27 protein-coding genes are annotated in these 26,271 nt (G+C 67.2%); 20 read left to right on the forward strand and 7 right to left on the reverse strand.

Annotation, left to right across the window (positions count from 1 at the left end; genetic code table 11):
- Window positions 1-10: 10 nt before the first annotated feature.
- Complete coding sequence (gene mdtD, locus IQ458_RS05810) at window positions 11-1,438, forward strand: multidrug transporter subunit MdtD (protein WP_203322196.1); 1,428 nt, start codon at window positions 11-13, stop codon at window positions 1,436-1,438.
- Window positions 1,439-1,444: 6 nt separating this feature from the next.
- Here the strand turns inward: mdtD and IQ458_RS05815 are convergent, their stop codons facing one another.
- From IQ458_RS05815 to parE, 3 genes are all read right to left on the reverse strand, one after another.
- Window positions 1,445-2,578 (reverse strand): carboxylate-amine ligase, encoded by a 1,134-nt coding sequence (locus IQ458_RS05815; protein ID WP_183638309.1) that lies wholly within the window; start codon window positions 2,576-2,578, stop codon window positions 1,445-1,447.
- Between the two features lie 105 nt (window positions 2,579-2,683).
- Window positions 2,684-4,555, reverse strand: coding sequence for an alpha/beta hydrolase family protein (locus IQ458_RS19855; RefSeq protein WP_203322197.1), 1,872 nt, complete (start codon window positions 4,553-4,555; stop codon window positions 2,684-2,686).
- A 393-nt stretch (window positions 4,556-4,948) separates the two neighbouring features.
- Entirely contained in the window at window positions 4,949-6,838 is a 1,890-nt protein-coding gene (gene parE / locus IQ458_RS05825; RefSeq protein WP_203322198.1) for a DNA topoisomerase IV subunit B, read from the reverse strand.
- 245 nt (window positions 6,839-7,083) lie between these two features.
- Here parE and IQ458_RS05830 point away from each other — a divergent pair, with 245 nt between their 5' ends.
- The 10 genes from IQ458_RS05830 to truD all read left to right on the forward strand — a co-directional run bounded on the left by IQ458_RS05830 (window position 7,084) and on the right by truD (window position 15,922).
- Window positions 7,084-7,341 (forward strand): hypothetical protein, encoded by a 258-nt coding sequence (locus IQ458_RS05830; protein ID WP_141456058.1) that lies wholly within the window; start codon window positions 7,084-7,086, stop codon window positions 7,339-7,341.
- 131 nt (window positions 7,342-7,472) lie between these two features.
- On the forward strand, window positions 7,473-9,134 hold the full coding sequence (gene pyrG, locus IQ458_RS05835; RefSeq protein ID WP_141456059.1) for a CTP synthase: 1,662 nt from the start codon (window positions 7,473-7,475) through the stop codon (window positions 9,132-9,134).
- A gap of 91 nt (window positions 9,135-9,225) precedes the next feature.
- Window positions 9,226-10,059, forward strand: a complete 834-nt coding sequence (kdsA, locus tag IQ458_RS05840; protein ID WP_192199325.1) for a 3-deoxy-8-phosphooctulonate synthase — start codon at window positions 9,226-9,228, stop codon at window positions 10,057-10,059.
- Window positions 10,060-10,099: 40 nt separating this feature from the next.
- Entirely contained in the window at window positions 10,100-10,591 is a 492-nt protein-coding gene (locus IQ458_RS05845) for a hypothetical protein (protein ID WP_203322199.1), read from the forward strand.
- 145 nt (window positions 10,592-10,736) lie between these two features.
- Complete coding sequence (locus IQ458_RS05850) at window positions 10,737-11,957, forward strand: hypothetical protein (RefSeq protein WP_203322200.1); 1,221 nt, start codon at window positions 10,737-10,739, stop codon at window positions 11,955-11,957.
- Window positions 11,954-13,240: a phosphopyruvate hydratase gene (eno, locus tag IQ458_RS05855; RefSeq protein ID WP_203322201.1), complete on the forward strand. Its 1,287-nt coding sequence runs from the start codon at window positions 11,954-11,956 to the stop codon at window positions 13,238-13,240. The genes IQ458_RS05850 and eno overlap by 4 nt, the downstream gene beginning before the upstream one ends.
- Before the next feature lie 3 nt (window positions 13,241-13,243).
- The gene (ftsB, locus tag IQ458_RS05860; RefSeq protein ID WP_183638287.1) at window positions 13,244-13,615 is read left to right on the forward strand and encodes a cell division protein FtsB; all 372 of its coding nucleotides are present in this window, start codon (window positions 13,244-13,246) and stop codon (window positions 13,613-13,615) included.
- On the forward strand, window positions 13,612-14,310 hold the full coding sequence (gene ispD / locus IQ458_RS05865; protein WP_203322214.1) for a 2-C-methyl-D-erythritol 4-phosphate cytidylyltransferase: 699 nt from the start codon (window positions 13,612-13,614) through the stop codon (window positions 14,308-14,310). Before ftsB ends, ispD begins: the two co-directional genes overlap by 4 nt.
- Before the next feature lie 77 nt (window positions 14,311-14,387).
- Complete coding sequence (ispF, locus tag IQ458_RS05870; RefSeq protein WP_203322202.1) at window positions 14,388-14,879, forward strand: 2-C-methyl-D-erythritol 2,4-cyclodiphosphate synthase; 492 nt, start codon at window positions 14,388-14,390, stop codon at window positions 14,877-14,879.
- Entirely contained in the window at window positions 14,876-15,922 is a 1,047-nt protein-coding gene (gene truD / locus IQ458_RS05875) for a tRNA pseudouridine(13) synthase TruD (protein WP_203322203.1), read from the forward strand. Before ispF ends, truD begins: the two co-directional genes overlap by 4 nt.
- Window positions 15,923-16,019: 97 nt before the next feature.
- Here truD and IQ458_RS05880 read toward each other — a convergent pair whose 3' ends face one another.
- Complete coding sequence (locus IQ458_RS05880; protein ID WP_183638276.1) at window positions 16,020-16,556, reverse strand: Smr/MutS family protein; 537 nt, start codon at window positions 16,554-16,556, stop codon at window positions 16,020-16,022.
- A 90-nt stretch (window positions 16,557-16,646) separates the two neighbouring features.
- Here IQ458_RS05880 and surE point away from each other — a divergent pair, with 90 nt between their 5' ends.
- Genes surE through IQ458_RS05900 form a run of 4 tightly spaced genes read left to right on the forward strand, consistent with a single transcriptional unit; the run spans window position 16,647 to window position 19,520 of the window.
- Window positions 16,647-17,426, forward strand: coding sequence for a 5'/3'-nucleotidase SurE (gene surE / locus IQ458_RS05885; RefSeq protein WP_141456067.1), 780 nt, complete (start codon window positions 16,647-16,649; stop codon window positions 17,424-17,426).
- Window positions 17,423-18,100 (forward strand): protein-L-isoaspartate(D-aspartate) O-methyltransferase, encoded by a 678-nt coding sequence (locus tag IQ458_RS05890; protein WP_183638273.1) that lies wholly within the window; start codon window positions 17,423-17,425, stop codon window positions 18,098-18,100. Before surE ends, IQ458_RS05890 begins: the two co-directional genes overlap by 4 nt.
- A gap of 6 nt (window positions 18,101-18,106) precedes the next feature.
- Entirely contained in the window at window positions 18,107-18,718 is a 612-nt protein-coding gene (locus IQ458_RS05895) for a YqaA family protein (protein ID WP_192199330.1), read from the forward strand.
- A 19-nt stretch (window positions 18,719-18,737) separates the two neighbouring features.
- The gene (locus IQ458_RS05900; protein ID WP_425504638.1) at window positions 18,738-19,520 is read left to right on the forward strand and encodes a peptidoglycan DD-metalloendopeptidase family protein; all 783 of its coding nucleotides are present in this window, start codon (window positions 18,738-18,740) and stop codon (window positions 19,518-19,520) included.
- Between the two features lie 273 nt (window positions 19,521-19,793).
- Here IQ458_RS05900 and IQ458_RS05905 read toward each other — a convergent pair whose 3' ends face one another.
- The 3 genes from IQ458_RS05905 to yhbY are packed head-to-tail and all read right to left on the reverse strand — an operon-like array spanning window position 19,794 to window position 21,119.
- Window positions 19,794-20,405 (reverse strand): D-Ala-D-Ala carboxypeptidase family metallohydrolase, encoded by a 612-nt coding sequence (locus IQ458_RS05905; RefSeq protein ID WP_203322204.1) that lies wholly within the window; start codon window positions 20,403-20,405, stop codon window positions 19,794-19,796.
- Entirely contained in the window at window positions 20,402-20,785 is a 384-nt protein-coding gene (locus IQ458_RS05910; RefSeq protein WP_192199332.1) for an Mth938-like domain-containing protein, read from the reverse strand. The genes IQ458_RS05905 and IQ458_RS05910 overlap by 4 nt, the downstream gene beginning before the upstream one ends.
- A 28-nt stretch (window positions 20,786-20,813) precedes the next feature.
- Window positions 20,814-21,119 (reverse strand): ribosome assembly RNA-binding protein YhbY, encoded by a 306-nt coding sequence (gene yhbY / locus IQ458_RS05915; RefSeq protein WP_183638258.1) that lies wholly within the window; start codon window positions 21,117-21,119, stop codon window positions 20,814-20,816.
- Window positions 21,120-21,218: 99 nt separating this feature from the next.
- On the opposite strand from yhbY, the gene rlmE reads away from it, so the two are divergent.
- From rlmE to miaA, 5 genes are all read left to right on the forward strand, one after another.
- Window positions 21,219-21,851 (forward strand): 23S rRNA (uridine(2552)-2'-O)-methyltransferase RlmE, encoded by a 633-nt coding sequence (gene rlmE / locus IQ458_RS05920; RefSeq protein ID WP_203322205.1) that lies wholly within the window; start codon window positions 21,219-21,221, stop codon window positions 21,849-21,851.
- Between the two features lie 49 nt (window positions 21,852-21,900).
- Window positions 21,901-23,826: an ATP-dependent zinc metalloprotease FtsH gene (gene ftsH / locus IQ458_RS05925; protein WP_183641128.1), complete on the forward strand. Its 1,926-nt coding sequence runs from the start codon at window positions 21,901-21,903 to the stop codon at window positions 23,824-23,826.
- Window positions 23,827-23,930: 104 nt separating this feature from the next.
- Window positions 23,931-24,101, forward strand: a complete 171-nt coding sequence (locus IQ458_RS05930) for a glycine zipper domain-containing protein (protein WP_203322206.1) — start codon at window positions 23,931-23,933, stop codon at window positions 24,099-24,101.
- Window positions 24,101-25,000, forward strand: coding sequence for a dihydropteroate synthase (folP, locus tag IQ458_RS05935; RefSeq protein WP_203322207.1), 900 nt, complete (start codon window positions 24,101-24,103; stop codon window positions 24,998-25,000). Before IQ458_RS05930 ends, folP begins: the two co-directional genes overlap by 1 nt.
- Before the next feature lie 240 nt (window positions 25,001-25,240).
- On the forward strand, window positions 25,241-26,197 hold the full coding sequence (gene miaA / locus IQ458_RS05940) for a tRNA (adenosine(37)-N6)-dimethylallyltransferase MiaA (protein ID WP_203322208.1): 957 nt from the start codon (window positions 25,241-25,243) through the stop codon (window positions 26,195-26,197).
- Window positions 26,198-26,271: the final 74 nt, after the last annotated feature.

The following is a 26,271-nucleotide window of genomic DNA, read 5'->3' on the forward strand; positions in this document are numbered from 1 at the left end:
CAATGAACGCATGAACGCCTCCGGCCCGCCGACACCCGACACCGCCCTTCGGCCGTTGCTGTGGCTGGTGGCGGCCGGGGTGTTCATGCAGATGCTGGACAGCACCATCGTCAACACGGCCCTGCCGGCGATGGCGCGTGATCTCGCGCAGTCGCCGCTGCGCATGCAGGCCGTGGTGGTCGCCTACGCACTGACCGTGGCGATGCTGATTCCGGCTTCGGGTTGGCTGGCGGATCATTTCGGCACCAAGCGGATCTTCATCGCCGCGGTGACCCTGTTCACCCTGGGCTCGCTGGCCTGCGCATTCTCGCAGAACCTGCCGCAACTGGTGGCCTCGCGCGTGCTGCAGGGCATTGGCGGGGCGATGTTGCTGCCGGTGGGACGATTGGCGGTGCTGCGCGCGGTGCCGCGCAAGGATTTCCTGGCGGCAATGAGCTTCGTCACCGTGCCGGGCCTGATCGGGCCACTGATCGGCCCCACGCTCGGCGGCTGGCTGGTGGAAGTCGCCTCCTGGCACTGGATCTTCCTGATCAACCTGCCACTGGGCGTGCTGGGCACCGTGGCGGCGCTGCGCTGGATGCCGGACCTGCGTGGTCCGCGGGTGCGTTTCGACGCGCTCGGCTACGTGCTGCTGGCATTCGGCATGGTGGCGGTGTCGCTGTCGCTGGACAGCCTGTCCGACCACGCCGGGAGCCGCGGCGCGATGGTGGTGCTGCTGGTGTTCGGACTGGCCGGGCTGGTGGCCTACTGGCTGCACGCCGCGCGCGCCCCGCGGCCACTGTTCCCGCTGGCGCTGTTCCGGGTGCCGAGCTTCAGCATCGGCCTGCTGGGCAACCTGTTCTCGCGCATGGGCAGCAGCGGCATGCCGTTCCTGATTCCGTTGATGCTGCAGGTCGGCCTGGGCTTCTCGCCGATGTCGGCGGGCATGCTGATGATCCCGGCCGCGCTGGCCGGCATGTTCTCCAAGCGCATCGTGGTGCCGCTGGTGCAGCGGTTGGGCTATCGCAAGGTGCTGGTCGGCAACACTGTGCTGGTGGGGCTGGCGATGGCCAGCTTCGCGCTGATATCGGCCGACCAGCCGCTGTGGCTGCACCTGCTGCATTTCGCCATCTTCGGCGCGGTCAACTCGCTGCAGTTCACCGCCATGAACACCCTGGCCCTGCGTGATCTCGACGGCGATCTGGCCAGCAGCGGCAACAGCCTGCTGTCGATGACAATGATGCTGGCGATGAGTATCGGCGTTGCGCTGGCGGGCAGCCTGCTGGGCGTGTTCGGCAATATCGTCCTGCATCCCCTGCAGGGCCAGGCACTGTCGGCCTTCCGCTGGACCTTCGTCTGCGTGGGTCTGATCACGATGGCGTCGGCGGCGATTTTCGCCCAGCTGCAACCGACCCACCGCATCCCGCCATCCAGCGTGAAACGCGCCGACCCGGGCTGAGCCTCGTCAGGTCTCCGCCGTCGGCATGCTCGCGTCGGCCAACCAGTCCACCACCGCCTGCAACGCGTCCAGCCGGCCTTCGCCGGCATTGCGACGATCGCGGTAGATCGCCAACTGCCGATGCGCGCTGGTGCCGTGCTGGAGGATCTTCCACAGTTGTTCGAACGCTTCTCCTGCCGCCAACGCGACGATGTCCTCTTCCAGTACCTGCTGCAGGTTGCGGAGCATTTCTCGCACCGGCACCAGTCGGCCGCTGGCCAGATCGATCAGGCCGGCGTCATAGCCGTGGCGCTGTGCCCGCCACAGGTTTTCCGCGATGATCGCCTGCACGCCGGCGTCCAGGCCGGCGTGCCGCTCCGGATGGTGTTCGAGGTGCCGGACCAGGCAGCGGAACAGCTGCGCCAGCGCCAGCGCGTCATCGGCATCGGTGCAGCAATCCGGCACCCGCAACTCGAGGGTGGGAAAGCGCAGGGAAGGGCGGATCGCCCACCACAGGAAACTGGCGTCCTCGATGGTGCCGGATTGCACCATCCGCGCCACGTAACGGTCGTAGGCGGCCTGGTTGGCGAACAGCGGCGGCAGGCCGGTGCGCGGGATTTCCTGGTAGGCGGTCTGGCGGTAGCCCATCAACCCGGTGGGATGGCCCATCCAGAACGGCGAGGAGGTGCTGACCGCCAGCAGCAGCGGCATGAAGGGTTGCAGGCGCCGCAGCAGGTCGATGCGCGCGGAGGTGTCGGCCGGTTGCACGTGCACGTGCAGCCCGCAGACCAGATTGCGATGGCCCAGCATCTGCAGCTGCTCCATCACCCGGTCGTAGTGCGGCTTGTCGGTGCTGCGCTGATCGCGCCACAGGCCCATGGGATGCGTGCCTGCGGCGAGGATGGCCAGGCCATGCTCGGCTGCGACGGCGCCAACCGTGCGGCGCAGGTGGTGAAGATCGCGTCGTGCCTCGTGCGGATCGTGGTGGACGTTGGTCTGCACCTCCACCTGGGTCTGCAGCAGCTCGCTGCCCACGCGATCGCCCAACGCCTCGTGGCAACGGTCGAAGAACGCCCGCGGCATGTGCCGCAGGCGCCGACGATTGCGACGGACCAGGAAGTATTCCTCTTCGAGTCCGAAGGTGTAGGGATGTGATTGCACGCGTGGCCTGTCCTGGAAGGAGCAGGTCGTTTATCGCATTGCCGGGGTAAACGTATTGTTCAGGGCCGCGTCGCCGATGACGGCGACGCGGCGTGAAGGCTCAGCTCACTTGCCCAGGTGCTTGGCCAGGAACACTTCCATGCGCCGGTACAACTCGGCGCGATTCTCCGGCTTGTAGAAACCATGGCCTTCGCCGCCGACGACCAGCGTTTCCACGGGAGTACCCTGTTTCTTGAACGCGTTTTCCAGCGCGTTGAACTGGTCCATCGGTACGCGCTGATCCAGGCGACCCTGCACCAGCATCACCGGGATCTTGATCTTGTCGACATTGCGGGCGGGCGAGTTGGCGGCCAACGTGGCGGGATCGTCACCCAGGACGCGATCGAGGTAGCGGCGTCCGGATTTGGTGCCCTGGATATCGCCTTCCTTGTGCATGACCAGCAGATCATAGACGCCCACATACCCGATGGCGCACTTGTACAGTTCCGGATACCGGATCGGGTTCATCAACGCGGCATAACCGCCGAAGCTGGCACCGTACGTGCAGATGCGATCGGGGTCGGCGAGCTTGTTGTCGATCGCCCAACGCACGCCGTCGGCGATGTCGTCCATCATCTTGCCGCCCCATTCGCGGTAGCCCAGCTGCTCGAACGCTTCACCACGTCCACCCGAGCCACGAAAGTTGACCTGCAACACCGCATAGCCGCGACTGGCTAGGAACTGCACGTCGTCGTCGAACGTCCAACTGTCGTACACGTCGTAAGGGCCGCCATGGGCCATGACAACCAGCGGCTGCGGACCCGTGGCGCCCACCTTGGCGGTGTAGAAGCCGAACAACTTCAGACCGTCCTTTGTCTTGAACTCGAAAGGCCGCATGGGGGCCATCTGCTCGGGCTTGATCCAGGCGCGCACCTGGCTGATCATTTGGACCTTGCCTGCACTGCGGTCCAGTACGTAGTAGCTCCCCGGGTGCCGGTCCGACCAAGTAGTGAACAGAACTTTCTGGTTGTCGCGGCTGAAGTCGAGAATGCTGACCATCTGGCCGGGGAATGCCTTGAGCAGACCCGCATGCAGCTTGGCCCACTCGGAAGTGTTGTCCAGATAGCGGATGGATGGCTTGTCCGAATCGAAGATGACACCGAAGGGGACGCCATCATGGCCGCCATACAACAGTCGGGTCACGGCTGCGTCGTCACGACCGATCAGCAGATCGCGCGTGCCGCTGGTGAAGTCGACTTTATATAGTTGTGCGGGCTCGCGCTTATCGGAAATCAATGCGTATGCGGTGTTGTTGTCCTTGTCGAAAGTTAGGCCATACATCGTGTACCCGGCTAGGCTCTTCGGCACGGCTTGCCAGTCTCCTTCCGCAGCGGGGCGATAGTGGAGGACGGGTAAGTCGTTGGGGCTTCTGGTGATACGCAGGCGTGGCTTGCCATCCCGGTCGTAGTAGAAGTTGGCCGGTCGGGATGAACGCTCGATTTCCTGACGGCTGCCAGTCCGGGTATTGACTTTGTAGATAACGGTTGGAGATTCTTCGCCGCAGACGCTCGACCAACAGGTGAAATCCACCAGCACGCTGCCGGGTTCATTTTCCAGTATGTGGTCGATGTCGGCGAAGCCCTGGTCCTTGCGGCGACCTGTGCGGGCACCGTCGTCCTTGACGTAAGCAAACAGGGTTTCCTGGGTCTTGCCACGAACGTCCGATGAAAGCAGTTCGCCATAGCTGTAGGGGCGCGCGTGCAAAGCTTCCATCTTGGCGCGCGACACGACGATCTGGTCGTCATCACTCCATATGGGATCCGAGACGTGTTGCTGTGGGCCGAACCGCAGCACCTGCACGTTGCCACTGCCATCGAGAGGAACGATCTGCAGCTGCGTTTCCAGGCCATCTTCAGTGGGTACCGCCATGGCAACATATTTGCCACTGGGCGACAGTGATACGGCGCTTACGGTGCCGTGTCGGGCGAAATCTTCCACCGTGACTGATTGTGCAGACGCACTCGTTACCCACAGGGCGCACACCAGTGCAGCCCACTTCAATCCATTTGATGCGTACACGGTTCCTCCCCAGGAACTTGTGCGGGTGTGCGCGGATGGTGCCACTCCGATGGGTAGCTTGTCACCGGGCGGTGCATCAGGGGACGGGGAGGACGACCCCGAACAGGCCAGTGTGAAATGTTCGCAGGGCGATCAGGCGTCGGGCGATGCGAGTAGCGCCTTCAGGGTTTAGGTCTCCAACTGCCCACGCTGCCAGCGTGGGACGCGGCGAAGCATCCGGAATCAGCCGTCGAGCCAAAGCCATGCCCTGGGGGCATGGCTGGCGCGGGTGGCACCGCCGTCGCCACGGCCGCCGGCGGTGGGTCGCCGTGATCAGACTTCCAGCGAAGCCAGATCTCCCTTGGTCTCCAACCAGCTCTTCCGCTCGCCCGCGCGCTTTTTCGCCAGCAGCATGTCCATCAGCGAATGGGTCTGGTCGCCGTCTTCGACGGTCAACTGGACCAGCCGGCGGGTGTCCGGGTGGATGGTTGACTCGCGCAGCTGCGAGGCATTCATTTCGCCCAGGCCCTTGAAGCGGGTGACGTTGACCGCGCCCTTGATCTTCTCGCGCTGGATCTTCTCCAGCAGCAGGCGCTTTTCTTCCTCGTCCAGGGCGTAGAACACCTGCTTGCCCACGTCCACGCGGAACAGCGGCGGCATCGCCACGAACACGTGGCCGGCCTGCACCAGCGCCGGGAAATGGCGCAGGAACAGCGCGCTGAGCAGGGTCGCGATGTGCAGGCCGTCGGAGTCCGCGTCCGCCAGGATCACCACCTTGCCGTAGCGCAGGCCGGAGATGTCTTCCTTGCCCGGGTCGCAACCGATGGCCACGGCCAGGTCGTGCACTTCCTGCGAGGCCAGCACGCTGCCGGAAGCGACCTCCCAGGTGTTCAGGATCTTGCCGCGCAGCGGCAGGATCGCCTGGAAGTCCTTGTCGCGTGCCTGCTTGGCGCTGCCGCCGGCCGAATCGCCTTCGACCAGGAACAACTCGGTCCGCGACAGGTCCTGGCTGATGCAGTCGGCCAGCTTGCCGGGCAGGGCCGGACCCTGGGTGACCTTCTTGCGCACGACCTGCTTTTCGGTCTTCAGCCGCGCGGCGGCACGCTCGATGGCGATCTGGGCGATGCGTTCGCCCAGGTCGACGTGCTGGTTCAGCCACAGGCTGAAAGCGTCGTGGGCGGCGCCCTCGATGAAACCGGCGGCCTGGCGCGAGCTCAGGCGTTCCTTGGTCTGGCCGCTGAACTGCGGGTCGGTCATCTTCAGCGACAGCACGAAGGCCACCCGATCCCAGACGTCCTCCGGGGCCAGCTTGACCCCGCGCGGCAGCAGGTTGCGGAAGTCGCAGAACTCGCGCAGCGCATCGGTCAGGCCGCTGCGCAGGCCGTTGACGTGGGTGCCGTGCTGGGCGGTGGGAATCAGGTTGACGTAGCTTTCCTGGACCAGTTCGCCGTCCGGCACCCAGGCCACGGCCCAGTCGACGATCTCGGTGTCCTTCTTCAGCTGGCCGACGAACAGCTCCGGTGGCAGCAGCTCGCGGCCCTGCATCTCGCCCTTGAGGTAATCGCGCAGGCCGTCCTCGTAATGCCAGGCATCGCGCTCGCCGGTGGCCTCGTCGTACAGCTTGACGGTCAGGCCCGGGCACAGCACCGCCTTGGCGCGCAGCAGGTGGCGCAAGGCGCGCGCGTTGAACTTGGGCGTGTCGAAGTACTTGGCGTCCGGCCAGAAGCGCAGGCGGGTGCCGGTGTTCTTCTTGCCGACCGTGCCGACGGCCTCCAGCTTCGAGGCAGCGTCGCCGTCGCGGAATTCCATCCGGTACTCGTTGCCTTCACGCTTGATGAAGATCTCGACCTTCTTCGACAGCGCATTGACCACGCTCACGCCGACGCCGTGCAGGCCACCGCTGAAGGTGTAGTTGCGGTTGCTGAACTTGCCGCCCGCGTGCAGGCGGGTGAGGATGAGTTCGACGCCCGGGATCTTCTCTTCCGGGTGGATGTCCACCGGCATGCCGCGGCCGTCGTCGCTGACCTCGCAACTGCCGTCCTTGTACAGGGTGACCTCGATCTCGCCGGCGTGGCCGGCCAGCGCCTCGTCCACGGAGTTGTCGATGACTTCCTGCGCCAGATGGTTCGGGCGCGCGGTGTCGGTGTACATGCCCGGGCGGCGCTTGACCGGATCCAGGCCGGAAAGGACTTCGATGTCGGCGGCGTTGTAGCGACTGCTCATGTTCGGTGGTCGGATGCTCGTGTGTCGGGGCGCGGCAGGGAGGCCGGCCAGGCGATAGGCCCGGGCGGCTGCGCATCGGGAACGTGTCGGTCCCGCGATGCGGCGAGACGCGAAGTGTGCGGCCAGCGCGCCGTTTTTGCACGTTCAGGAGCGGGCGAGCGCCAATGCGGTATCGTGCGCGCGTCAGTTGAGTGCCGCCGTTCCGGCCCCCATCTGGCGATGCAACGAGTGAATGGAGACGAGCCATGAAACCGCGCAAGCTGTTGATCCTCACCCTGGCCGCCGTGACGGCCGCCGCCGCCGGCCTGGCGCTGGCGCAGTCCAAGTCCGGCAGCCAGGACGCCGACAAGTCCGGGTCCTCGCAGTCCGACTCCTCCGATGCCGACCGCAAGGCGCAGCGCCGGGCCGCCAACGAGGCCGCCGCCGCCGAGCGCGCCAAGCAGAAGGGCGAGCAGGGCAAGAAATCCGGCAGCCAGGAAGAGGAAGAAGAGCGCAAGCCCTGATTCCCGCGAAACCTTTGCCGCACAAGGCTTTCGAGCCTGTTCGGCACCCCCGGACGCCCCGCCTGAGCGGGGCGTTCGGCTTTTAGAAACCCGGCGTTGCCGGTAGACTATGGCTTTCCGGAGCCCTGCCAATGACTCCCCTTATTTTTGTCACCGGCGGCGTCGTGTCCTCGCTAGGCAAGGGCATCGCCGCCGCTTCGCTTGCGTCCATCCTCGAAGCACGTGGCCTGAAGGTCACGATGATGAAGCTGGACCCCTATATCAACGTCGATCCGGGCACCATGAGCCCGTTCCAGCACGGCGAGGTGTACGTCACCGACGACGGCGCCGAAACCGACCTGGACCTGGGCCACTACGAGCGCTTCGTGCGCACCCGGCTCAGCCGCAAGCATTCGATCACCACCGGCCGCATCTACGAGAACGTCATCCGCCGCGAACGCCGCGGTGACTACCTGGGCGCGACCGTGCAGGTGATTCCGCACATCACCGACGAAATCCGCCGCTGCATCGACGAGGCCACCGAGGGCCACGACGTGGCGCTGGTGGAAATCGGCGGCACCGTGGGCGATATCGAATCCTTGCCGTTCCTGGAGGCCATCCGCCAGATCCGCACCGAACGCGGGCCGGAGAAGGCGCTGTTCATGCACCTGACCCTGGTGCCGTTCGTGGCCGCGGCCGGCGAACTCAAGACCAAGCCGACCCAGCATTCGGTCAAGGAACTGCGCTCCATCGGCATCCAGCCGGACGTGCTGCTGTGCCGCTCCGAGCAGCCGATTCCGGATTCCGAGCGCCGCAAGATCTCGCTGTTCACCAACGTGCCCGAGCGCGCGGTGATCAGCGTTCCGGACGTGGACGTGCTGTACAAGATTCCGCTGGGCCTGCACGGGCAGGGACTGGACGAGATCGCCATCCGCCAGCTGCGCCTGGACGGCGCCCGCGAGGCGGACCTGTCCGAGTGGGAGGCGGCGGTCGACGCCACCCTCAACCCGCTGGACGAAGTCACCATCGCGGTGGTCGGCAAGTACGTCGATCACCAGGACGCCTACAAGTCGGTCGGCGAGGCGCTCAAGCACGGCGGCCTGCGCCAGCGCACCCGCGTCAACCTGAAGTGGATCGAGGCCCAGGAACTGGAAGACAGCGACATGTCGCTGCTCGACGGCGTCGACGGCATCCTGGTGCCGGGCGGCTTCGGTGATCGCGGTTTCGAAGGCAAGGTGCTGACCTCGCGTCACGCCCGCCAGACCGGCGTGCCGTACTTCGGCATCTGCTACGGCATGCAGGCGGCGGTGGTGGATTACGCCCGCCACGTGGCCGGCCTGGAAGGCGCCAACAGCACCGAGAACGACAAGCAGTCGCCGCACCCGGTGATCGCGCTGATCACCGAATGGCGCACCGCCAGCGGCGATGTCGAGAAGCGCGACGAGCGCTCGGATCTGGGCGGCACCATGCGCCTGGGCCTGCAGGAAGCCCGGCTCAAGCCCGGCACCCTGGCGCGCGAGCTGTACGGCAAGGACGTGGTGGCCGAACGCCACCGCCACCGCTACGAGTTCAACAACCGCTACCGCACCCAGCTGGAAGACGCCGGACTGGTGGTTTCCGCCAAGTCGATGGACGACCTGCTGGTGGAAATGGTCGAACTGCCGCGCGCGGTGCATCCGTGGTTCCTGGCCTGCCAGGCGCATCCGGAATTCCTGTCCACCCCGCGCGACGGCCATCCGCTGTTCGTCGGCTTCATCCGCGCCGCGCGCGAGCGCAAGGCCGGTGGCAAGCTGCTGAAGGAAGCGCGCGCCTGAACGCGCTCCGGACCGGTCGCGAAACGTCGCGATCCGGGCCGGTGTCCTGGTGTTACGGTCGCGACTGACGTCGCTCCTACGAGGTACTGCAATGAAACTCTGCGGTTTTGAAGTCGGCCTGGACAAGCCCCTGTTCCTGATCGCCGGTCCCTGCGTGATCGAGTCCATGCAACTGCAACTGGATGTCGCCGGCCGGCTGAAGGAAATCACCGGAAAGCTGGGGATGAACTTCATCTTCAAGTCCAGCTTCGACAAGGCCAACCGCACCTCCGGCACCAGCTTCCGCGGCCCCGGCATGGAAGAGGGCCTGAAGGTCCTGGCCGAGGTGAAGAAGCAGATTGGCGTGCCGGTGCTGACCGATGTGCACGAATACACCCCGATGGACGAAGTCGCCTCGGTGGTGGATGTGCTGCAGACCCCCGCCTTCCTGGTCCGCCAGACCGATTTCATCAGGAAGGTCTGTTCGGCCGGCCGCCCGGTCAACATCAAGAAGGGCCAGTTCCTGTCGCCGTGGGACATGAAACCGGTCGTCGAGAAGGCCAAGTCCACCGGCAACAACGACATCATGGTGTGCGAACGCGGCGCCAGCTTCGGCTACAACAATCTGGTCAGCGACATGCGCTCGCTCAGCGTGATGCGCGATACCGGTTGCCCGGTCGTATTCGACGCCACCCACTCGGTGCAGTTGCCGGGCGGGCAGGGCAGCAGCTCCGGCGGCCAGCGCGAGTTCGTGCCGGTGCTGGCGCGCGCGGCGGTTGCGGTCGGCGTGGCCGGCCTGTTCGCCGAGACCCATCCGGATCCGTCCAAGGCGCTGTCCGACGGCCCCAACGCGTGGCCGCTGGACAAGATGGAAGCGTTGCTGGAAACCCTGCTGGCGCTGGATTCGGTCACCAAGCGTTCGGCGTTCCTGGAACAGACGCTGTAAGCCATCCACGGACATGCGGCCGGCGATGAAATCGCTGTGGTTGCTGAGCATCCTGGGCATCGCGGGGGCAGGGACTCCCGCGCTCGCCTGTTCGATCGGCAGCGGCATTCCCGAGGACGATCTGGCGGAAGGCTACCGGCAAAGCAGCCACGTCTTCGTCGCGCGCCTGATCCGCTACCGGAAAGTGGCGCCACCCGCGGGCGGCACCTACATGCGGGTCGAAGCGGACTACGAACTCGTCGAAGCCATCAAGGGGCGCCCGGCGGCGCACGGCGTGCTGTTCGAATCGGATCCGTACTCCCCGCTTCCGGGGCATGCGCCCGGGCCCGCCTGCGGACCTTGGCTGGTGCATGGGGAAAACGTGGGCACCTTGGCGCTGGTCATGGCGGATGATGATGGTGCGGTCGATGCGCGCCACCTGCGCGTGCGTCCGTTTTCGCGGCGCCTGTCGGCTCCGGAGCAGGGGATGGATGAAGGGCTGGAGATCATCCTGCGCCTCCATGAGCAATCCGCTTCGCCGAAGACGCGTTGAACGGTTTTGCGGACAAGCGTGTGATTCGTACGACAAGCATCCACTGCGCACGTCATTGTGATTTGGCAGGGGCCAACCCGGTGGGGATAATCGAGGCGTGGCCGAATCCGGCTGTTCGTCTTTCATTTCCGGTGTTTGTCTACGCATGATCCGTATCCCCGGCGCTTCCCCGCGCACGCTCCGCTTCCAATTCCTCCGTCCTGTACCCACTCGTTTTTCCGGCCGTCGTTGCGCATGGGCGTTGGCGTTGGTCGTGGCCGGCATGTCGATGGCCCAGGCACGGGAATCCGACGCATGGAGGCTACCGGAAGACCCCGAGGATCTGGCCGGCTCCAAGGTATTGCCGCTGACCGAATCCGAACTGCCCGCATTCGCCGCCAGGGCCGAATCCGATCCCGCGCGTCGCGCCGAACTGGTCGACCTCCTGCGCAAGGCGTCCGTGGTGCCCTGGACGCCGGCCGAACGCCACGCCTTTGTCACCGAACTGGAGCAGCTCCGGCAGTGCGAAGCCGGACGTGGCCGTGAGGATCGGGACGACAGCAAGTTCGCTGAACGCATGGAGGCGGTGATGGCCTCGGGAGAACTGGAACGGCAGATCCGTGACTACGCCCGCCTGGTGGAGGTGCCGGAACTGGCGACTCCGCTTGACGCGCCGAGCTGTGGTCGCACGGAACTGATGAAGCAGATGCGCGAGCTGGCGATGCTGCCGATGGCCGCCTCCATGCTGGGGCCGCTGACCGGGCCGCGGGCCGCGCACCAGTTGCGCGGCGCCGGCATGGAACGGCTGTTCGGTTCGCAGATGATGGGTGGCCGCTGCGCCCCTTCGGAGACGTTCGTCCGCCTGTTGATGACCACACCGGACAACCCGCGCGGCCTGCGCACCGCCGACGACCGGTTGCGCTGCAGGACGGGACCGGCCTATTCGAGCGTGTGGAGCGAAGCTGAATACACGCGCCTGATGGCGGCGATGCCGCAGGTCAGGCAGTGCCTTGCGCGGGGCAACGACCATGGTTTCGACCTGGAGGGAGCAAACGCCCGCTTCGCCGACAGCCCGGAACTGCCGCGCCTGTTCAAGGCCGCCTACGAACTGCTGGCCCATGTGGGTATCTCGAAGTCGTTCGGCTACGAGCTGCCGGCCGATGCCCAGGGCCGCGCCAATGACCTGCTGGCCGGCATGCTGAACGTCGGAACGATGGTCGAGCAGTATCATGAAGGGGCTGAAATCAGCTCACCGGCGGGCGCGCGCCAATTGCAGGCCACTGGCCTGCTGGCCCTCTACATCGCCCGTCTGGCCCCGGAAACCTGTAACCTTCCGAACGATTTCGTCCCCTTACTCAAACTGAACAGTCTGGCCGACCCCTCATGACCACGATCGCCAAAGTCCATGCCCGCGAAATCCTCGACAGCCGCGGAAATCCCACCCTCGAAGCCGAGGTCACCCTGGCCGACGGCTCGTTCGGCCGCGCGATGGTGCCGTCCGGCGCCTCCACCGGCACCAAGGAAGCGGTGGAACTGCGCGATGGCGACAAGACCCGCTACCTGGGCAAGGGCGTGCGCAAGGCGGTCGAGAACGTCAACGGCCCGATCGCCAATGCCCTGCATGGCTTCGATTCGGCCGATCAGGAAGGCCTGGATCGCCGTCTGATCGACCTGGACGGCACCGAGAACAAGGGGCGCCTGGGCGCCAATGCGCTGCTGGGCGTGTCGCTGGCCAACGCCCATGCGATGGCCGCCTCGCGCAAACAGCCGCTGTGGCGCTATCTGGCCGGCGGCGACGCGGTGACCTTGCCGGTGCCGATGATGAATATCATCAACGGCGGCGCGCATGCCGACAACAACGTGGACTTCCAGGAGTTCATGGTGCTGCCGGTGGGCTTCGACTCCTTCGCCGAGTCGCTGCGCGCGGGCACCGAAATCTTCCATTCGCTCAAGTCGGTCCTCAAGGGCCACGGCCTGAGCACGGCGGTGGGCGACGAGGGCGGCTTCGCCCCGGACTTCCGCAGCAACGTCGAAGCGCTGGACACCATCCTGGAAGCCATCGGCCGCGCCGGCTACACCGCCGGCGAGGACGTGCTGCTGGGCCTGGACGTGGCCTCCAGCGAGTTCTTCGACAACGGCAAGTACCACCTGGTGGGCGAGGGCAAGCGCCTGACCAGCGAGCAGTTCGTCGACTTCCTGGCCGACTGGGCCGCCCAGTACCCGATCATCACCATCGAGGACGGCCTGGCCGAGGACGATTGGGCCGGCTGGAAGCTGCTGACCGATCGCATCGGCAACAAGGTGCAGTTGGTCGGCGACGACCTGTTCGTCACCAACCCGAAGATCTTCAAGGAAGGCATCGAGTCCGGCACGGCCAACTCCATCCTGATCAAGGTCAACCAGATCGGCACCCTCAGCGAAACGCTGGAAGCCATCGCCATGGCCCATCACGCCAACTACGCGGCGATCGTCTCGCACCGCTCCGGCGAAACCGAAGACACCACCATCGCCGACATCGCGGTGGCGACCACCGCCACCCAGATCAAGACCGGCTCGCTGTGCCGCAGCGATCGCGTGGCCAAGTACAACCAGCTCCTGCGCATCGAGGAAGCACTGGGCAGCGCGGCGCGCTATGCGGGCCGCAACGCCTTCGTCTCGCTGAAGAAGTAAGCCATGCGCCGACTGGTCTGGCTGCTGCTGGTACTGGCGCTGCTGCTGGCCTGGCTGCAATACCGGTTCTGGTTCGGCGCGGGCAGTTCGGGTGAAGTGGTCGCGCTGGAAAGCCAGGTGGTCGTGCAAAAACGCGAGAACGCCGGCCTGCAGGAACGCAACGACGCGCTCGCCGCCGAAGTCGAAGACCTCAAGTCCGGCGAGGCGGCGGTCGAGGAACGCGCGCGTAGCGAACTGGGCATGATCAAGCCGGGCGAGAAGTTCTACCGCGTGGTGGAACCGACCGCACCGGTGCCGGCACCGCCCGTGGCCACGGAGGACGGTGAAGCCGCCGCCGAACCAGCCCCGATCGCCGAACCGGAGCACCAGCCCTGATGGCCGGGATCTGGGCGGTGATTCCCGCCGCCGGGCGCGGCACGCGCTTTGGTGGCGAGATTCCCAAGCAGTACCTGCGCGTGGCCGGCCGGCTGCTGCTGGAACACACGCTGGAGGCGCTGTTCGCGCACGATGCCGTGCTGGGCGCGGTGCTGGCGTTGTCGGCCGACGATGCGGACTGGCCGGGCTGGACCTCGTTCGCCGGCCGGCCGTTGCTGACCTGCACCGGCGGCGCGACCCGCGCCGAGTCGGTGCTGGCCGGGCTCAACGCGCTGCCTGACGACGTGCGCGCCGACGACTTCGTGCTGGTGCACGACGCCGCACGGCCCAACCTCGGGCTGGCCGATCTGGCCCAGTTGCTTGAACGCGGACGCAACGACCCGATCGGCGCCATCCTCGCCGCGCCGGTGCGCGACACGCTCAAGCGGGCCGGCGACGACGGCGGTATCGACGGCACCGAACCGCGCGAGCGGCTGTGGCGTGCCTTCACCCCCCAGCTGTTCCGCCGCCTGCACCTGCAACGCGCGCTGGAAGCCGCAGCCGGCAATGGCATCGAAGTCACCGACGAGGCGATGGCGATGGAGCGGCAGGGCCTGCGCCCGCTGCTGATCGAAGGCGCCGAGGACAACTTCAAGATCACCACCCCGGCGGATCTGGCGCGCTTCGAGTTCATACTGGCCCAGCGCGGCCGCTGACGCTTCCGGCAGGAGCGCCGTCCCGGCGCGGCGCTTCTCCCGGTGACAACCCGGCTTCTTTTTTGTTGGATATGCACATGCACGACCTTCCTTCCATCCGCATCGGCCAGGGATTCGACGTCCACGCCTTCGGCGATGGCGACCATCTGATGCTGGGTGGCGTGCGCGTGCCGCACGATCGCGGCGTGCTGGCGCACAGCGACGGCGACGTGGTGCTGCACGCGCTGTGCGACGCCATTCTCGGCGCGCTCGCGCTGGGCGACATCGGCAAGCATTTCCCGCCTTCGGATCCGCGCTGGAAAGGCGCGGACAGCCGCCATTTCCTGCGCCACTGCAATGCCCTGATCGGCGAGCGCGGATGGCGCGTCGGCAACGCCGACGTCACCGTGATCGGCGAACGGCCCAAGGTCGGCCCGCACGCCGACGTGATGCGCGCCGCCATCGCCCAGGACCTGGAAACCGACATCGACGCCATCGCCATCAAGGCGACCACCACCGAGAAGCTCGGCTTCACCGGCCGCGGCGAAGGCATCGCCGCGCAGGCGGTGGTGCTGCTGGTGCGTGCGTGAGCTCGGAACTGCCGCGCGCCTTCGGCGCATCGGTGCTGGCGGCGCGTTTCCGCGCCACGCCGGAGGATTTCTTCGTCGAGGAACTGCCCGGGTTCGAACCCACCGGCGAGGGCGAGCACTTGCTGCTGACCGTGCAAAAGCGCGGCATGAATACCGCCTTCGCGGCCAAGCGCATCGCCGCCTGGGCCGGACTGCAGGAGATGGCGATTGGCTATGCGGGCCTGAAGGATCGCCACGCGGTGACCCGCCAGCGCTTCAGCGTGCACCTGCCCAGGCGCAATGCCCCTGACATCGCCGCCCTCAACGCGGACGACCTGCAGGTGCTGGAATCGACCTGGCATAACCGCAAGCTGCCGCGCGGCGCGCTGGCAGGCAACCGTTTCGTGCTGGTATTGCGCGATGTGCGCGGAGATCGCGCGGAGATCGAACAGCGTCTGGCGGACATCGCCGCGCAGGGTCTGCCCAACTGGTTCGGCGAACAACGGTTCGGCCGCGACGGCGGCAACGTCGCCGCGGCGCTGGCGATGTTCGGTGGCCGCCGGGTGCGCCGCGATCAGCGCTCGATGCTGCTGTCGGCCGCGCGTTCGGAGCTGTTCAACCGGGTGTTGACTGCGCGCATCACCGCGGGCAACTGGAACCAGGGCATGGACGGCGAAGTGTGGATGCTGGACGGCAGTCGCAGCGTATTCGGCCCGGAGCCGTGGAACGACACCCTGGCGCAGCGCCTGGCCGCATTCGACATCCACCCCAGCGGCCCGCTATGGGGCGCCGGGGAACTGCGCACCACCGGGGAATGCCGTGAACTGGAACTGGCCGCGCTGGCCGACGATACCGCCCATCGCTTGCGCGGCGGACTCGAGCAGGCGGAGCTGCGCCAGGAACGCCGCGCGCTGCGCCTGCGCCCGCAGGCAATGGCCTGGGAATGGCTCGCCGATGACGTGCTGTCGCTGGGGTTCGCGCTGCCGCCGGGCAGCTACGCCACCGCGCTGCTGCATGAGCTGGGCGAAGTCGTGGAAGCGGATCGCGAGGCGCAGGCATCCTGAGCGGGCGGCCGCGCGTCATGCGCGAAGGCATGGCGGAGCGGGGCCGGTGGTTGCCGCATGCGTCGATTCGATGGGCGTCCTGTATCGCGCCGACCCGTCAGCGCCGCGCCAGCAGCACCAGCACCGCGCCGGTCCCGCCCTGCGTGGCGGGCGCGGAATGGAACGCCAGCACGTCGCCACGCTGGCGCAACAGCCGATCCACCAGGTTCTTCAGCACCGGAATCTCGCGCTCGTTGCGACGGCCCTTGCCGTGGATGATGCGCACGCAACCATGCTCGTGCGCATGGGCCTCCTGCATGAACTGGCGCAGCAGGCGTTCGGCCTCGGCGGCGGTGGCGCCGTGCAGATCCAGTTCGTCCTGGGCCGAGAACTGGCCCTTGCGCAGGCGCTGGAACACCCGCGGCGGCACCTTGTCGCGGCGGAAACTGAGTACGTCGCCGGCCTCCAGCAGCGCCAGGTCGTCCAGCCCGCGCTGGAACTCGCTGCGCGCGTCCACCTCGTCGCGTTCGGCCATGCGCGCGGCGGGGCGCGGCTTCGGCGGCCGTGGAGGCGGCGCGGCGTCCGCCATCGGCTTCACCTCGCCGATGGCCTGGCGGAACAAGGCGGCGTCGTCGTCTTCGGGGGGATCGGACATGGCCCACAGCGTAGCGCGGCGGGCGCGTGACGCAAGCGCGGGAAGCGGTCATCCGCTTCCGGTATCATGGGCCGTCCCCCGAGGAAGCACATGCGCGTACTTGTCAGCAACGATGACGGCGTCGACGCCCCCGGCATCCGCATTCTGGCGGAGGGGTTGCGCGAGGCCGGCCATGAAGTGTTCGTCATCGCGCCGGATCGCGATCGTTCCGGCGCCAGCAACTCGCTCACCCTGGATCTGCCGATCCGGCTAAAGCGGATCGACCACTACACCTGCAGCGTCGCCGGCACGCCGACCGACTGCGTGCACCTGGCGCTGACCGGCATGCTGGAGTTCGAACCGGACATCGTGGTGTCCGGCATCAACAATTCCGCCAACCTCGGCGACGACGTGATCTATTCCGGCACCGTGTCGGCGGCGATGGAAGGGCGCTTCCTCGGCCTGCCGGCGGTGGCGATGTCGCTGGTCTCGCGCAATCACGAGCCGCGCCATTTCGAAACCGCCGCGCGCGCCGCGGTGGAAATCGTTGCCCGGCTGAAGGCCGATCCGCTGCCCGCCGACACCATCCTCAACGTCAACGTGCCGGATCGCGCGTGGAGCGAAGTGCGTGGCTTCGAGGTCACCCGGCTCGGCAACCGCCATCGCTCCGAACCCTGCGTGACCCAGCAGGATCCGCGCGGCAACACCGTGTACTGGATCGGCCCGGCCGGTCCGGAACAGGATGCCGGCCCGGGCACCGACTTCCATGCCGTGCGCATGGGCAACATCTCCATCACCCCGATCCACGTTGATCTGACCCGCTACCAGGCGCTGGAAAAGGTCGCCGGCTGGGTCGATGGCCTGACCTCCTCGCTGGAGAACCCGGCGTGACCCCGCGGCTGCGCCTGCAACCGGAAGCCGTGGGCATGGGCATGACCTCGCAGCGCGTGCGCGATCGCCTGGTCGAGCGCCTGCGTGAGTCCGGCATCCGCGACGAGACCGTGCTCAACGCCATCCGGCTGGTACCGCGCCATCTGTTCGTCGACGAGGCGCTGGCCACGCGAGCCTACGAGGACACCGCGCTGCCGATCGGCCACAGCCAGACCATCTCGCAGCCGTGGGTGGTGGCGCGCATGACCGAGGCGCTGCTGCAGGGCGCGCCGAAGAAGGTGCTGGAAATCGGCACCGGTTCCGGCTACCAGGCCGCGGTGCTGGCCGCGCTGGGACTGGAGGTCTATACCGTCGAACGCATCGGCGACCTGCTGCGCCAGGCGCGCAAGCGCCTGCGCCAGCTCGGCATGAACGTGCGCAGCAAGCATGACGACGGCCGCATCGGCTGGCCGGAACATGCGCCGTACGACGGCATCCTGGTCACCGCCGCCGCGCCGGCGCTGGTCAACGCGCTGATCGATCAGCTGGCGGTGGGTGGTCATCTGATTGCCCCGGTTGGTGGCTCCGGTTCGCAATCGCTGGTCAAGCTGACCAAGCGCGAGGACGGCAGCGTGCAGGAGGAAACCCTGGCGCCGGTCGTGTTCGTTCCCCTGTTGTCCGGCACCCTGGACTGATCGCGGATGCAGATCTTCAAACCGCTGTACGAGCGCGCGATCCAGTGGGCCCGGCATCCGCGCGCGCCCGCGCTGCTGACCGGGTTGAGCTTCATCGAGGCGATCATCTTCCCGGTGATGCCGGAGGTGATGCTGGCCCCGATGTGCGTGGCCAATCCGAAGCGCTCGCTGTGGTTCGCCACCCTCAGCCTGGCCGGCTCCATGGCCGGCGCGCTGGTCGGTTACGCGCTGGGCCACTACGCCTTCGAGGCGCTCAAGCCGCTGTTCGCCGCGCTGGGCATGCTCGACAGCATCGAGGCGGGTATCGGCCTGGTGAAGGCCAAGATGGCCGAGTCGCCGTGGGCGGTCTTCACCTTCCTGGTACTCGGTGGCTTCATGCCGATCCCGATGAAGGTGTTCACGTGGGCGTCGGGTATCGTGGGCGTGCCTATGCTGCAATACGTGCTCAGCATGCTGATCGGACGCGGCAAGCGGGTGTACCTGCTGGGCATCGCGATCCGGTTGGGCGGGGCGCGTGCCGAGGCGGCGCTGCGCCGCTGGATCGAACCGGTGGGCTGGATTGCCACCGCACTGGTGGTGGCGCTGGTCGGCTGGCTGGTCTGGCGCGCCTCCACCTGATTCCTGGTATCCGCAGAAGGTGAGTGAACGGATGACGAAAGCCACACGTGCCCTTGTTCTGAGCATCGCGGTGATGGCCGGCCTGGCGGCCTGCCACAGCACGGTGGTCCGGCAGACCGGTTCCTCGGGCGGTGGCAGGATCGTGTCGCAGCCCAAGTATGGGCAGACCGTGCGCGTGCAGCGCGGCGACACCCTGTACGGCCTGGCCTTCCGCAACGGCATCGACTTCCGTGATTTGGCCGCCTGGAACGGCATCGGCTCGCCTTACACGATCTATCCCGGCCAGACCCTGCGCCTGTATCCATCCTCCGGCAGCCGCCCGCCGGCCAGCACCGGCACCGCCACGGCGGGTACCACGCCGCGTCCCACGACGCCGCCGGCCACCAGCGCGCCCAAGCCGCCACCGCCACAGGCCGCACCGGTCAGCAGCGGTTTCAACTGGCGCTGGCCCGCGGACGGCCACGTGATCGGACGCTTCATCGCCGGCGACGCCACCAAGCAGGGCATCGACATCGCCGGCTCCGGCGGCCAGGCGGTGCGCGCCGCCGCCGACGGCGTGGTGGTGTATTCCGGCGCCGGCCTGGTCGGCTACGGCGAACTGATCATCGTCAAGCACAGCGAAGCCTGGCTGTCGGCCTATGGTCACAACCGCAAGCGCCTGGTCAACGAAGGCCAGAACGTGAAGGCCGGGCAGCAGATTGCGGAAATGGGCAGCTCCGGTGCCGCCCGCGAGATGCTCCACTTCGAGATCCGCTACAACGGCAAGCCGGTGGATCCGCAGCTGTACCTGCCCAAGCGCTGAGCTTTCCTTCCTGCGGGCGAAACACCCGTCGCGACTGACGTCGCTCCTACAATGGTGGGTTCATGCGAGGCTGCCTTGCGCATGGGCCAAGCCCTGTAGGAGCGACGTAAGTCGCGACCGGAAATCATCGGCACGCCGCAGGCCAGCGACTCACATCACGCCCGCCACTGCATATTGGGTCTGCGCCACGGCGCCATGACCACTCCTGTGGGAGCGACGTCAGTCGCGATGCCTTTTGAGCGGAAGCCTATCGGGTCGCGACTTACGTCGCTCCTACAGGGAATGTGGCGGTTGCATGCACAACGAGGTGCGCCGGGTGTGATCGTTGCCCCACGTGCGGAAGCCCGCCGTATCGATGTGGATGTGTCCGGTGGAGTAGAAACCCAGGCCCATCCGCAAGGCAGGCCCATGCCGCCGCCAGTAACCGCACAGACGTTCGGGTGGCACCGCAGGATCCAGATCCAGATCGAGCGCGCGGTTGCGCAGATGCTGGCTGCGCGTGCTGCCGCCGGAACAGGCATTGGTGTGCGCGTCGCGCCAGCCGGAGCGGATGCGCCGGCCATCCACCAGCCCTTCCGTCTGGAGTTGCCGCAGCAACCACAGGGTCGGCAGGATCCCGGCCCATTCGGCCTGGGGCGGCACGGCGAACTCGGCGGCCTCGCACCGTTGCCAACGCCGCGAGGTCCGCAGCAGCGACGACAACGGCATGACCTCGGCCACGCCTTGTGACGCCAGCCAGTCTTGATAGGCGCCAGCCTCGGCGGCGTGGTCGCGGTGCCAGCGGGCGAAGCGCTGTTCGGCGGTTTCCGGCGCGAACAGGGCGCGCTGGCAGGCGGCCAGCAGCAGGAGCGACAGCAGCGCGATCAGCGCCCGCCGCCGGTTCACGCGGCCGGGGCGTCCAGCAGGAACCCGGCCACCACCCGGCGCGATTCGCTGGCCAGCACGTTGAAGGTGCGGGCGGCGGCGGCATTGGTCATCACCTCGATGCCCACACCGCGGGTCAGGCCGGCGGCCATGACCGCGGCCGGCGGGAAGATCTGGCGGTCACCGGTTCCCAGCAGGATGACCTCCGGCTGCAATGCCAGCAGGGGGGTGAGGTCCTCGGGCGTCAGCGAGGCGACGTCGCGCGGGCCCCAGTCCTCGCGCAGCTCCGACGGCGACAGCACGAAGCTGGCGGTCAGCACGCGATCGTTGACCTTGGCGCTGCGGCCGTCGGCCGCGCGCAGGGTGTAGGCGTAATCGGGGAGTTCGTGGCTCAGTTGCATGGGAGGCGACTCGGAGCCGGGCAGGCCGTCAGGCCCGCGGCAGGACAATCTGGCGGCGTTCCTTGCTGGGGCGGTACAGCACGGCGGTGTGGCCGATGCGCTGGACCAGCGCCGCGCCGGTCTGCTCGGCCAGTTCGGCGATCATCGCGTCGCGGGCCTCGCGGTCCTCGCCTGCCACCTTCACCTTGATCAGCTCGTGGTGTTCCAGCACGCCGTCCAGTTCGGCGATGAACGCCGGGGTGACTCCCTTGCCGCCAATCTGCAGCAGCGCTTTCAGGTCATGGGCCTGGCCACGCAGGAAACGGGTCTGGGCGGAGGTCAGAACGACGGGCATGCACAAATCAGGGTGGGAAAGGGTGTTCAGGGTATCATGGCGGCCTTTCCCGCCGCCGTTCCGCCCGCTGTCGCAAGGCCGGCGGAGATTGACGCCCTCATGGCCACACGCAGCAAAAGCAGCCAACGCTGGCTCCGCGAGCACTTTTCCGACCCCTACGTGAAGAAGGCGCAGGCCGAGGGCATGCGCTCGCGCGCCGCCTACAAGCTGGAAGAACTGCTGGAACGCGATCGCCTACTCAAGTCGGGCATGGTGGTGGTCGACCTGGGGGCCGCCCCGGGCGGCTGGTCCCAGTTCGTCCGCCAGGCCATGGGCGACAGCGGCCGGGTGGTGGCAATGGACATCCTGGACATGCCGCCGCTGGCCGGCGTCGAATTCCTTCATGGAGACTTCAGGGAACAGGCCGTGTTATCCCAGCTGGAGTCCATGCTGGACGGGCAGCCGGTGGACCTTGTGCTGTCCGATATGGCCCCCAATAAGAGTGGTGTGGATGCGGTGGACCAGCCGCGGGCGATGTATCTGGCCGAACTGGCGATGGAATTCGCCGATGGCCACCTCAAGCCCGGTGGTGCGTTCCTGATCAAGTTGTTCCAGGGCACCGGTTTCGACGACTACGTCAAGGAACTGAGGCGCCGGTACGACAAGGTGGTCATCCGCAAGCCGGACGCCTCGCGCAAGCGGTCGCCGGAGGTCTATGCGCTGGGGCAGGGCAAACGTGCCCGGATGAAGTAAGGTGGCTTAACGTGGATATCGTGAAAGAGGAACGGCGGGGCCGATGAGGATGAACGACTTGACCAAGAATCTGCTGCTGTGGGTAGTCGTCGCCGTCGTCTTGATGGTGGTGTTCCAGAGCTTTTCGCCGAAGATGGGCGCGGGTGCCGGTGGTGGCGAAGTCACCTACTCCGAGTTCCTGCGCGAGGTCGACAACGGCCGCGTGTCCTCGGTGCGCTTCACCAAGGACGGCAACCTGACCACCAATGCCATCGAGTACAAGCGCGCCGACGGCCAGACCGGTACGGTCTACGGCCCGGCCGACGATGAACTGGTCAACCAGTTGGTCCGCAAGAACGTCACCATCACCCGCGACGCGCCGGAATCGGGCATCAGCCTGGGCGTGATCCTGCTGAACTTCCTGCCGGTCCTGCTGATCATCGGCTTCTGGATTTTCATGATGCGGCAGATGCAGGGCGGCGGCGGCGCCAAGGGCGCCATGAGCTTCGGCAAGTCGCGCGCCAAGCTGCAGGGCGAGGACCAGGTGAAGATTACCTTCGCCGACGTCGCCGGCTGCGACGAGGCCAAGGAGGAAGTCGGCGAGCTGGTCGAGTTCCTGCGTGATCCGGGCAAGTTCCAGAAGCTGGGCGGCAAGATTCCGCGCGGCGTGCTGATGGTCGGCCCGCCCGGCACCGGCAAGACCCTGCTGGCCAAGGCCATCGCCGGCGAAGCCCGCGTGCCGTTCTTCAGCATTTCCGGTTCCGACTTCGTCGAAATGTTCGTCGGCGTCGGCGCCAGCCGCGTGCGCGACATGTTCGAGCAGGCCAAGAAGCATGCGCCGTGCATCATCTTCATCGACGAAATCGACGCGGTCGGCCGCCATCGCGGTGCCGGCCTCGGCGGCGGTCATGACGAGCGCGAGCAGACCCTGAACCAGTTGCTGGTCGAGATGGACGGCTTCGAGGGAGGCGAGGGCGTGATCGTCATCGCCGCCACCAACCGTCCGGACGTGCTGGACCCGGCGCTGCTGCGCCCGGGCCGCTTCGACCGTCAGGTGGTGGTCGGCCTGCCCGACGTGAAGGGCCGCGAGCAGATCCTGCGCGTGCACATGCGCAAGCTGCCGCTGGCCGACGACGTCGAGCCGATGGTGATCGCCCGCGGTACCCCCGGCTTCAGCGGCGCCGACCTGGCCAACCTGGCCAACGAGGCCGCGCTGTTCGCCGCCCGCGAGAACGCCAAGGAAGTGCGCATGGATCACTTCGACCGCGCGCGCGACAAGATCCTGATGGGCACCGAGCGCCGCTCGCTGGCCATGAGCGAGGACGAGAAGACCCTCACCGCCTACCACGAGGCCGGCCACGCCATCGTCGGCCGGCTGGTGCCGGAGCACGACCCGGTCTACAAGGTCACCATCATCCCGCGCGGCCGCGCGCTGGGCGTGACCATGTACCTGCCGGAAGGCGACAAGTACAGCCTCAACCGTGTCGCCATCGAGTCGCAGCTGTGTTCGCTGTACGGTGGCCGCGTCGCCGAGGAGCTGATCTTCGGTGCCGACAAGGTCACCACCGGTGCCTCCAACGACATCGAGCGCGCCACCAAGATGGCCCGCAACATGGTCACCAAGTGGGGCCTGAGCGACGAGATGGGTCCGATCGCCTACGGTGAGGAAGAGGACGAAGTCTTCCTGGGCCGCTCGGTCACCCAGCACAAGAACGTCTCCAACGAGACCGCGCGCCGCATCGACGAAGTGGTCCGGGCCATCCTGGATCGCGCCTACCTGCGCACCAAGGGCATCCTGACCGAAAACCTCGACAAGCTGCATTCGATGTCCCAGTTGCTGCTGCAATACGAGACCATCGATGCGCCGCAGATCGACGCCATCATGGAAGGCCGCGATCCGCCGCCGCCGGCCGGCTGGGGCAAGTCGGGCAAGGACGGCGACAAGCCGGAATCGCGCCCGCTGCCGCCGCTGGGCGGTCCGGCCGCCCAGACCTGAGTCGGGCGCTCATCCGGAAGGTCACGAAAGACGGCTTCGGCCGTCTTTTGTTTTGCGTGGATAATGGGCCGCATCGGGCGGCCGAACGTGCGCAGGAGTCCTTCATGAAGAACTTCAAGACCAACCCCGGCGTGGCCATCGCGCTGGGCATCGCCACCGGCGCCGCCGTCGGTGTGGCCACCGGCAACCTGGCCCTGTGGCTGGCGCTGGGCGTGGCGATTGGCGGCGGGCTGTCCGCCGCGGCCGCTTCCCGCAAACCCAAGGATCCCGATTGATGTTCGACACCACCCCGCAACTCGACTGTGCCGGTCGCATTCTCAAGCTCGATCGCCCGCGGGTGATGGGCATCGTCAACGTCACCCCGGATTCGTTCTCCGACGGCGGCGCACACGACACTCTGGAGGCGGCGGTCGCCCACGGTCTGAAGCTGGCGGAGGAGGGTGCGGACATCCTCGACATCGGCGGTGAGTCGACCCGTCCCGGCGCCGCGGATGTTTCCGTGGAAGAAGAACTGCGTCGGGTGGTGCCGGTGATCGAGCGGCTGGCGAAGGAAACCACGCTGCCGATCAGCATCGACACCTTCAAGCCGGAAGTGATGCGCGCGGCGGTGCAGGCCGGCGCCGGCATGATCAACGACATCTACGGCCTGCGCCGCGAAGGCGCGCTCGAAGCCGCCGCCATCCTCGGCGTGCCGGTGGTGCTGATGCACATGCAGGGCGAGCCGCGCACCATGCAGGAAGCGCCGGACTACGACGACGTGGTCGGAGACGTCCATCGCTTCCTGGCCGAGCGCATCTTCGCCGCGGAGATGGCCGGCATCGCCAAGAAGAACCTGATCGTCGATCCCGGTTTCGGCTTCGGCAAGAACACCCGGCACAACCTTGCATTGCTGGCGCAGCTGGAGCGCTTCGTCGAACTCGGCGTGCCGGTGCTGGCGGGGCTGTCGCGCAAGCGCTCGCTGGGAGAACTCACCGGGCGTGATGTCGCCAGCGAGCGCGTCGCCGCATCGGTCGCCGCGCACCTGATTGCCGTCCAGCGTGGCGCGGCGATCGTGCGCGTGCATGATGTGGCCGCCACGGTGGATGCGCTGAAGGTGTGGAATGCGGTGGCCGCGGTGCCGCAGCCGCGCGCCAAAGCCGCGGCGCCGACGATTCGCTGGCCGGATGAGGATTGAGGGAGACGACAGCTCTCCGCAGCCTTCCTTCGATCGGGAGAAATGCATAGCCCCCTTTTACAAAGGGGGCGGGCACCTGCGAAGCAGGTGACGGGGGATTTGCTCTTGGCGCCAAAAGCAAATCCCCCTCAATCCCCCTTTTTCAAAGGGGGAGGCAAAAGCCCAACCTCCTTCAATCCCCAATCCCCAATCCCCAATCCCGAATCCCGAATCCCGAATCTCCAATCCCCAACCACCCCCATGCCCGCCGACACCCGTCCCCTCGCCATTGCCCTGATGGGCCCGACCGCCTCGGGCAAGACGGCGCTGGCGATGGAATGGGCCGAGCGCTGCAATGGCGAAATCGTCAGCATCGATTCGGCGCTGGTGTATCGCGGGCTGGATATCGGTGCAGCCAAGCCGGACGCGGCGATGCAGGCGCGGGTGCGGCATCACCTGATCGACGTGCGGGAGCCGTGGCAGACTTATTCGGCCGCTGAATTCGCCGCCGACGCGCGCGCGGCGCTGGCCGACATCGCCGCGCGCGGCAGGCTGCCGATTCTGGCCGGCGGGACCGGGCTGTATTTCCGTGCGCTGCTGGAAGGGTTGGCGCCGATGCCCGAAGCCGATCCGGACACCCGCGCCGCGTTGGCCGCCGAAGCCGCCGAACGCGGCTGGCCAGCCCTGCATGCCGAGCTGGCCCGGGTCGATCCCGAGGCGGCCGCGCGCATCCACGCCACCGACCCGCAGCGCATCCAGCGTGCGCTGGAGGTCTACCGGCTCAGCGGCAAGCCGATCAGCCAATGGCAGCGCGAACCCGGGCCACCGCGCCTGCCGTTCCGCGTGCTCAAGCTGGTGCTGGCGCCGGCCGATCGCGCCGTGCTGCACGCGCGCATCGAACAGCGCTTCGACGCCATGCTGGCCGAGGGCTTCCTGGACGAGGTCCGTCGGCTGCGCGCGCTGCCGCAAATGCAGGCCGTGGCCGCGCCACTGGACCTGCCGGCGGTGCGCGCGGTGGGCTACCGCCAGGCCTGGGAACACCTGGACGGCGCCGTCTCCGCCACCGAATTCCGCGACCGCGCCATCTACGCCACCCGCCAGCTTGCCAAGCGCCAATTGACCTGGCTGCGGGGCGAACTGGACGCCCGCTGGTTCGACCCCGGGCGCGACCAGGCCGCCCTGGAGCGGGCCCGACAGCAATTTCTGGGCGCCCCGTAGCTGGTCAAACCGCCCCGGTTGTGTAACATCGGGGGCCGGGCCGCCAGGGGATACAAGCGCGCGGACCCGGAAAC

Origin of the sequence: Pseudoxanthomonas beigongshangi (genome assembly GCF_016820515.1) — a bacterium.
In the GTDB taxonomy this organism is placed as follows: domain Bacteria; phylum Pseudomonadota; class Gammaproteobacteria; order Xanthomonadales; family Xanthomonadaceae; genus Pseudoxanthomonas_A; species Pseudoxanthomonas_A beigongshangi.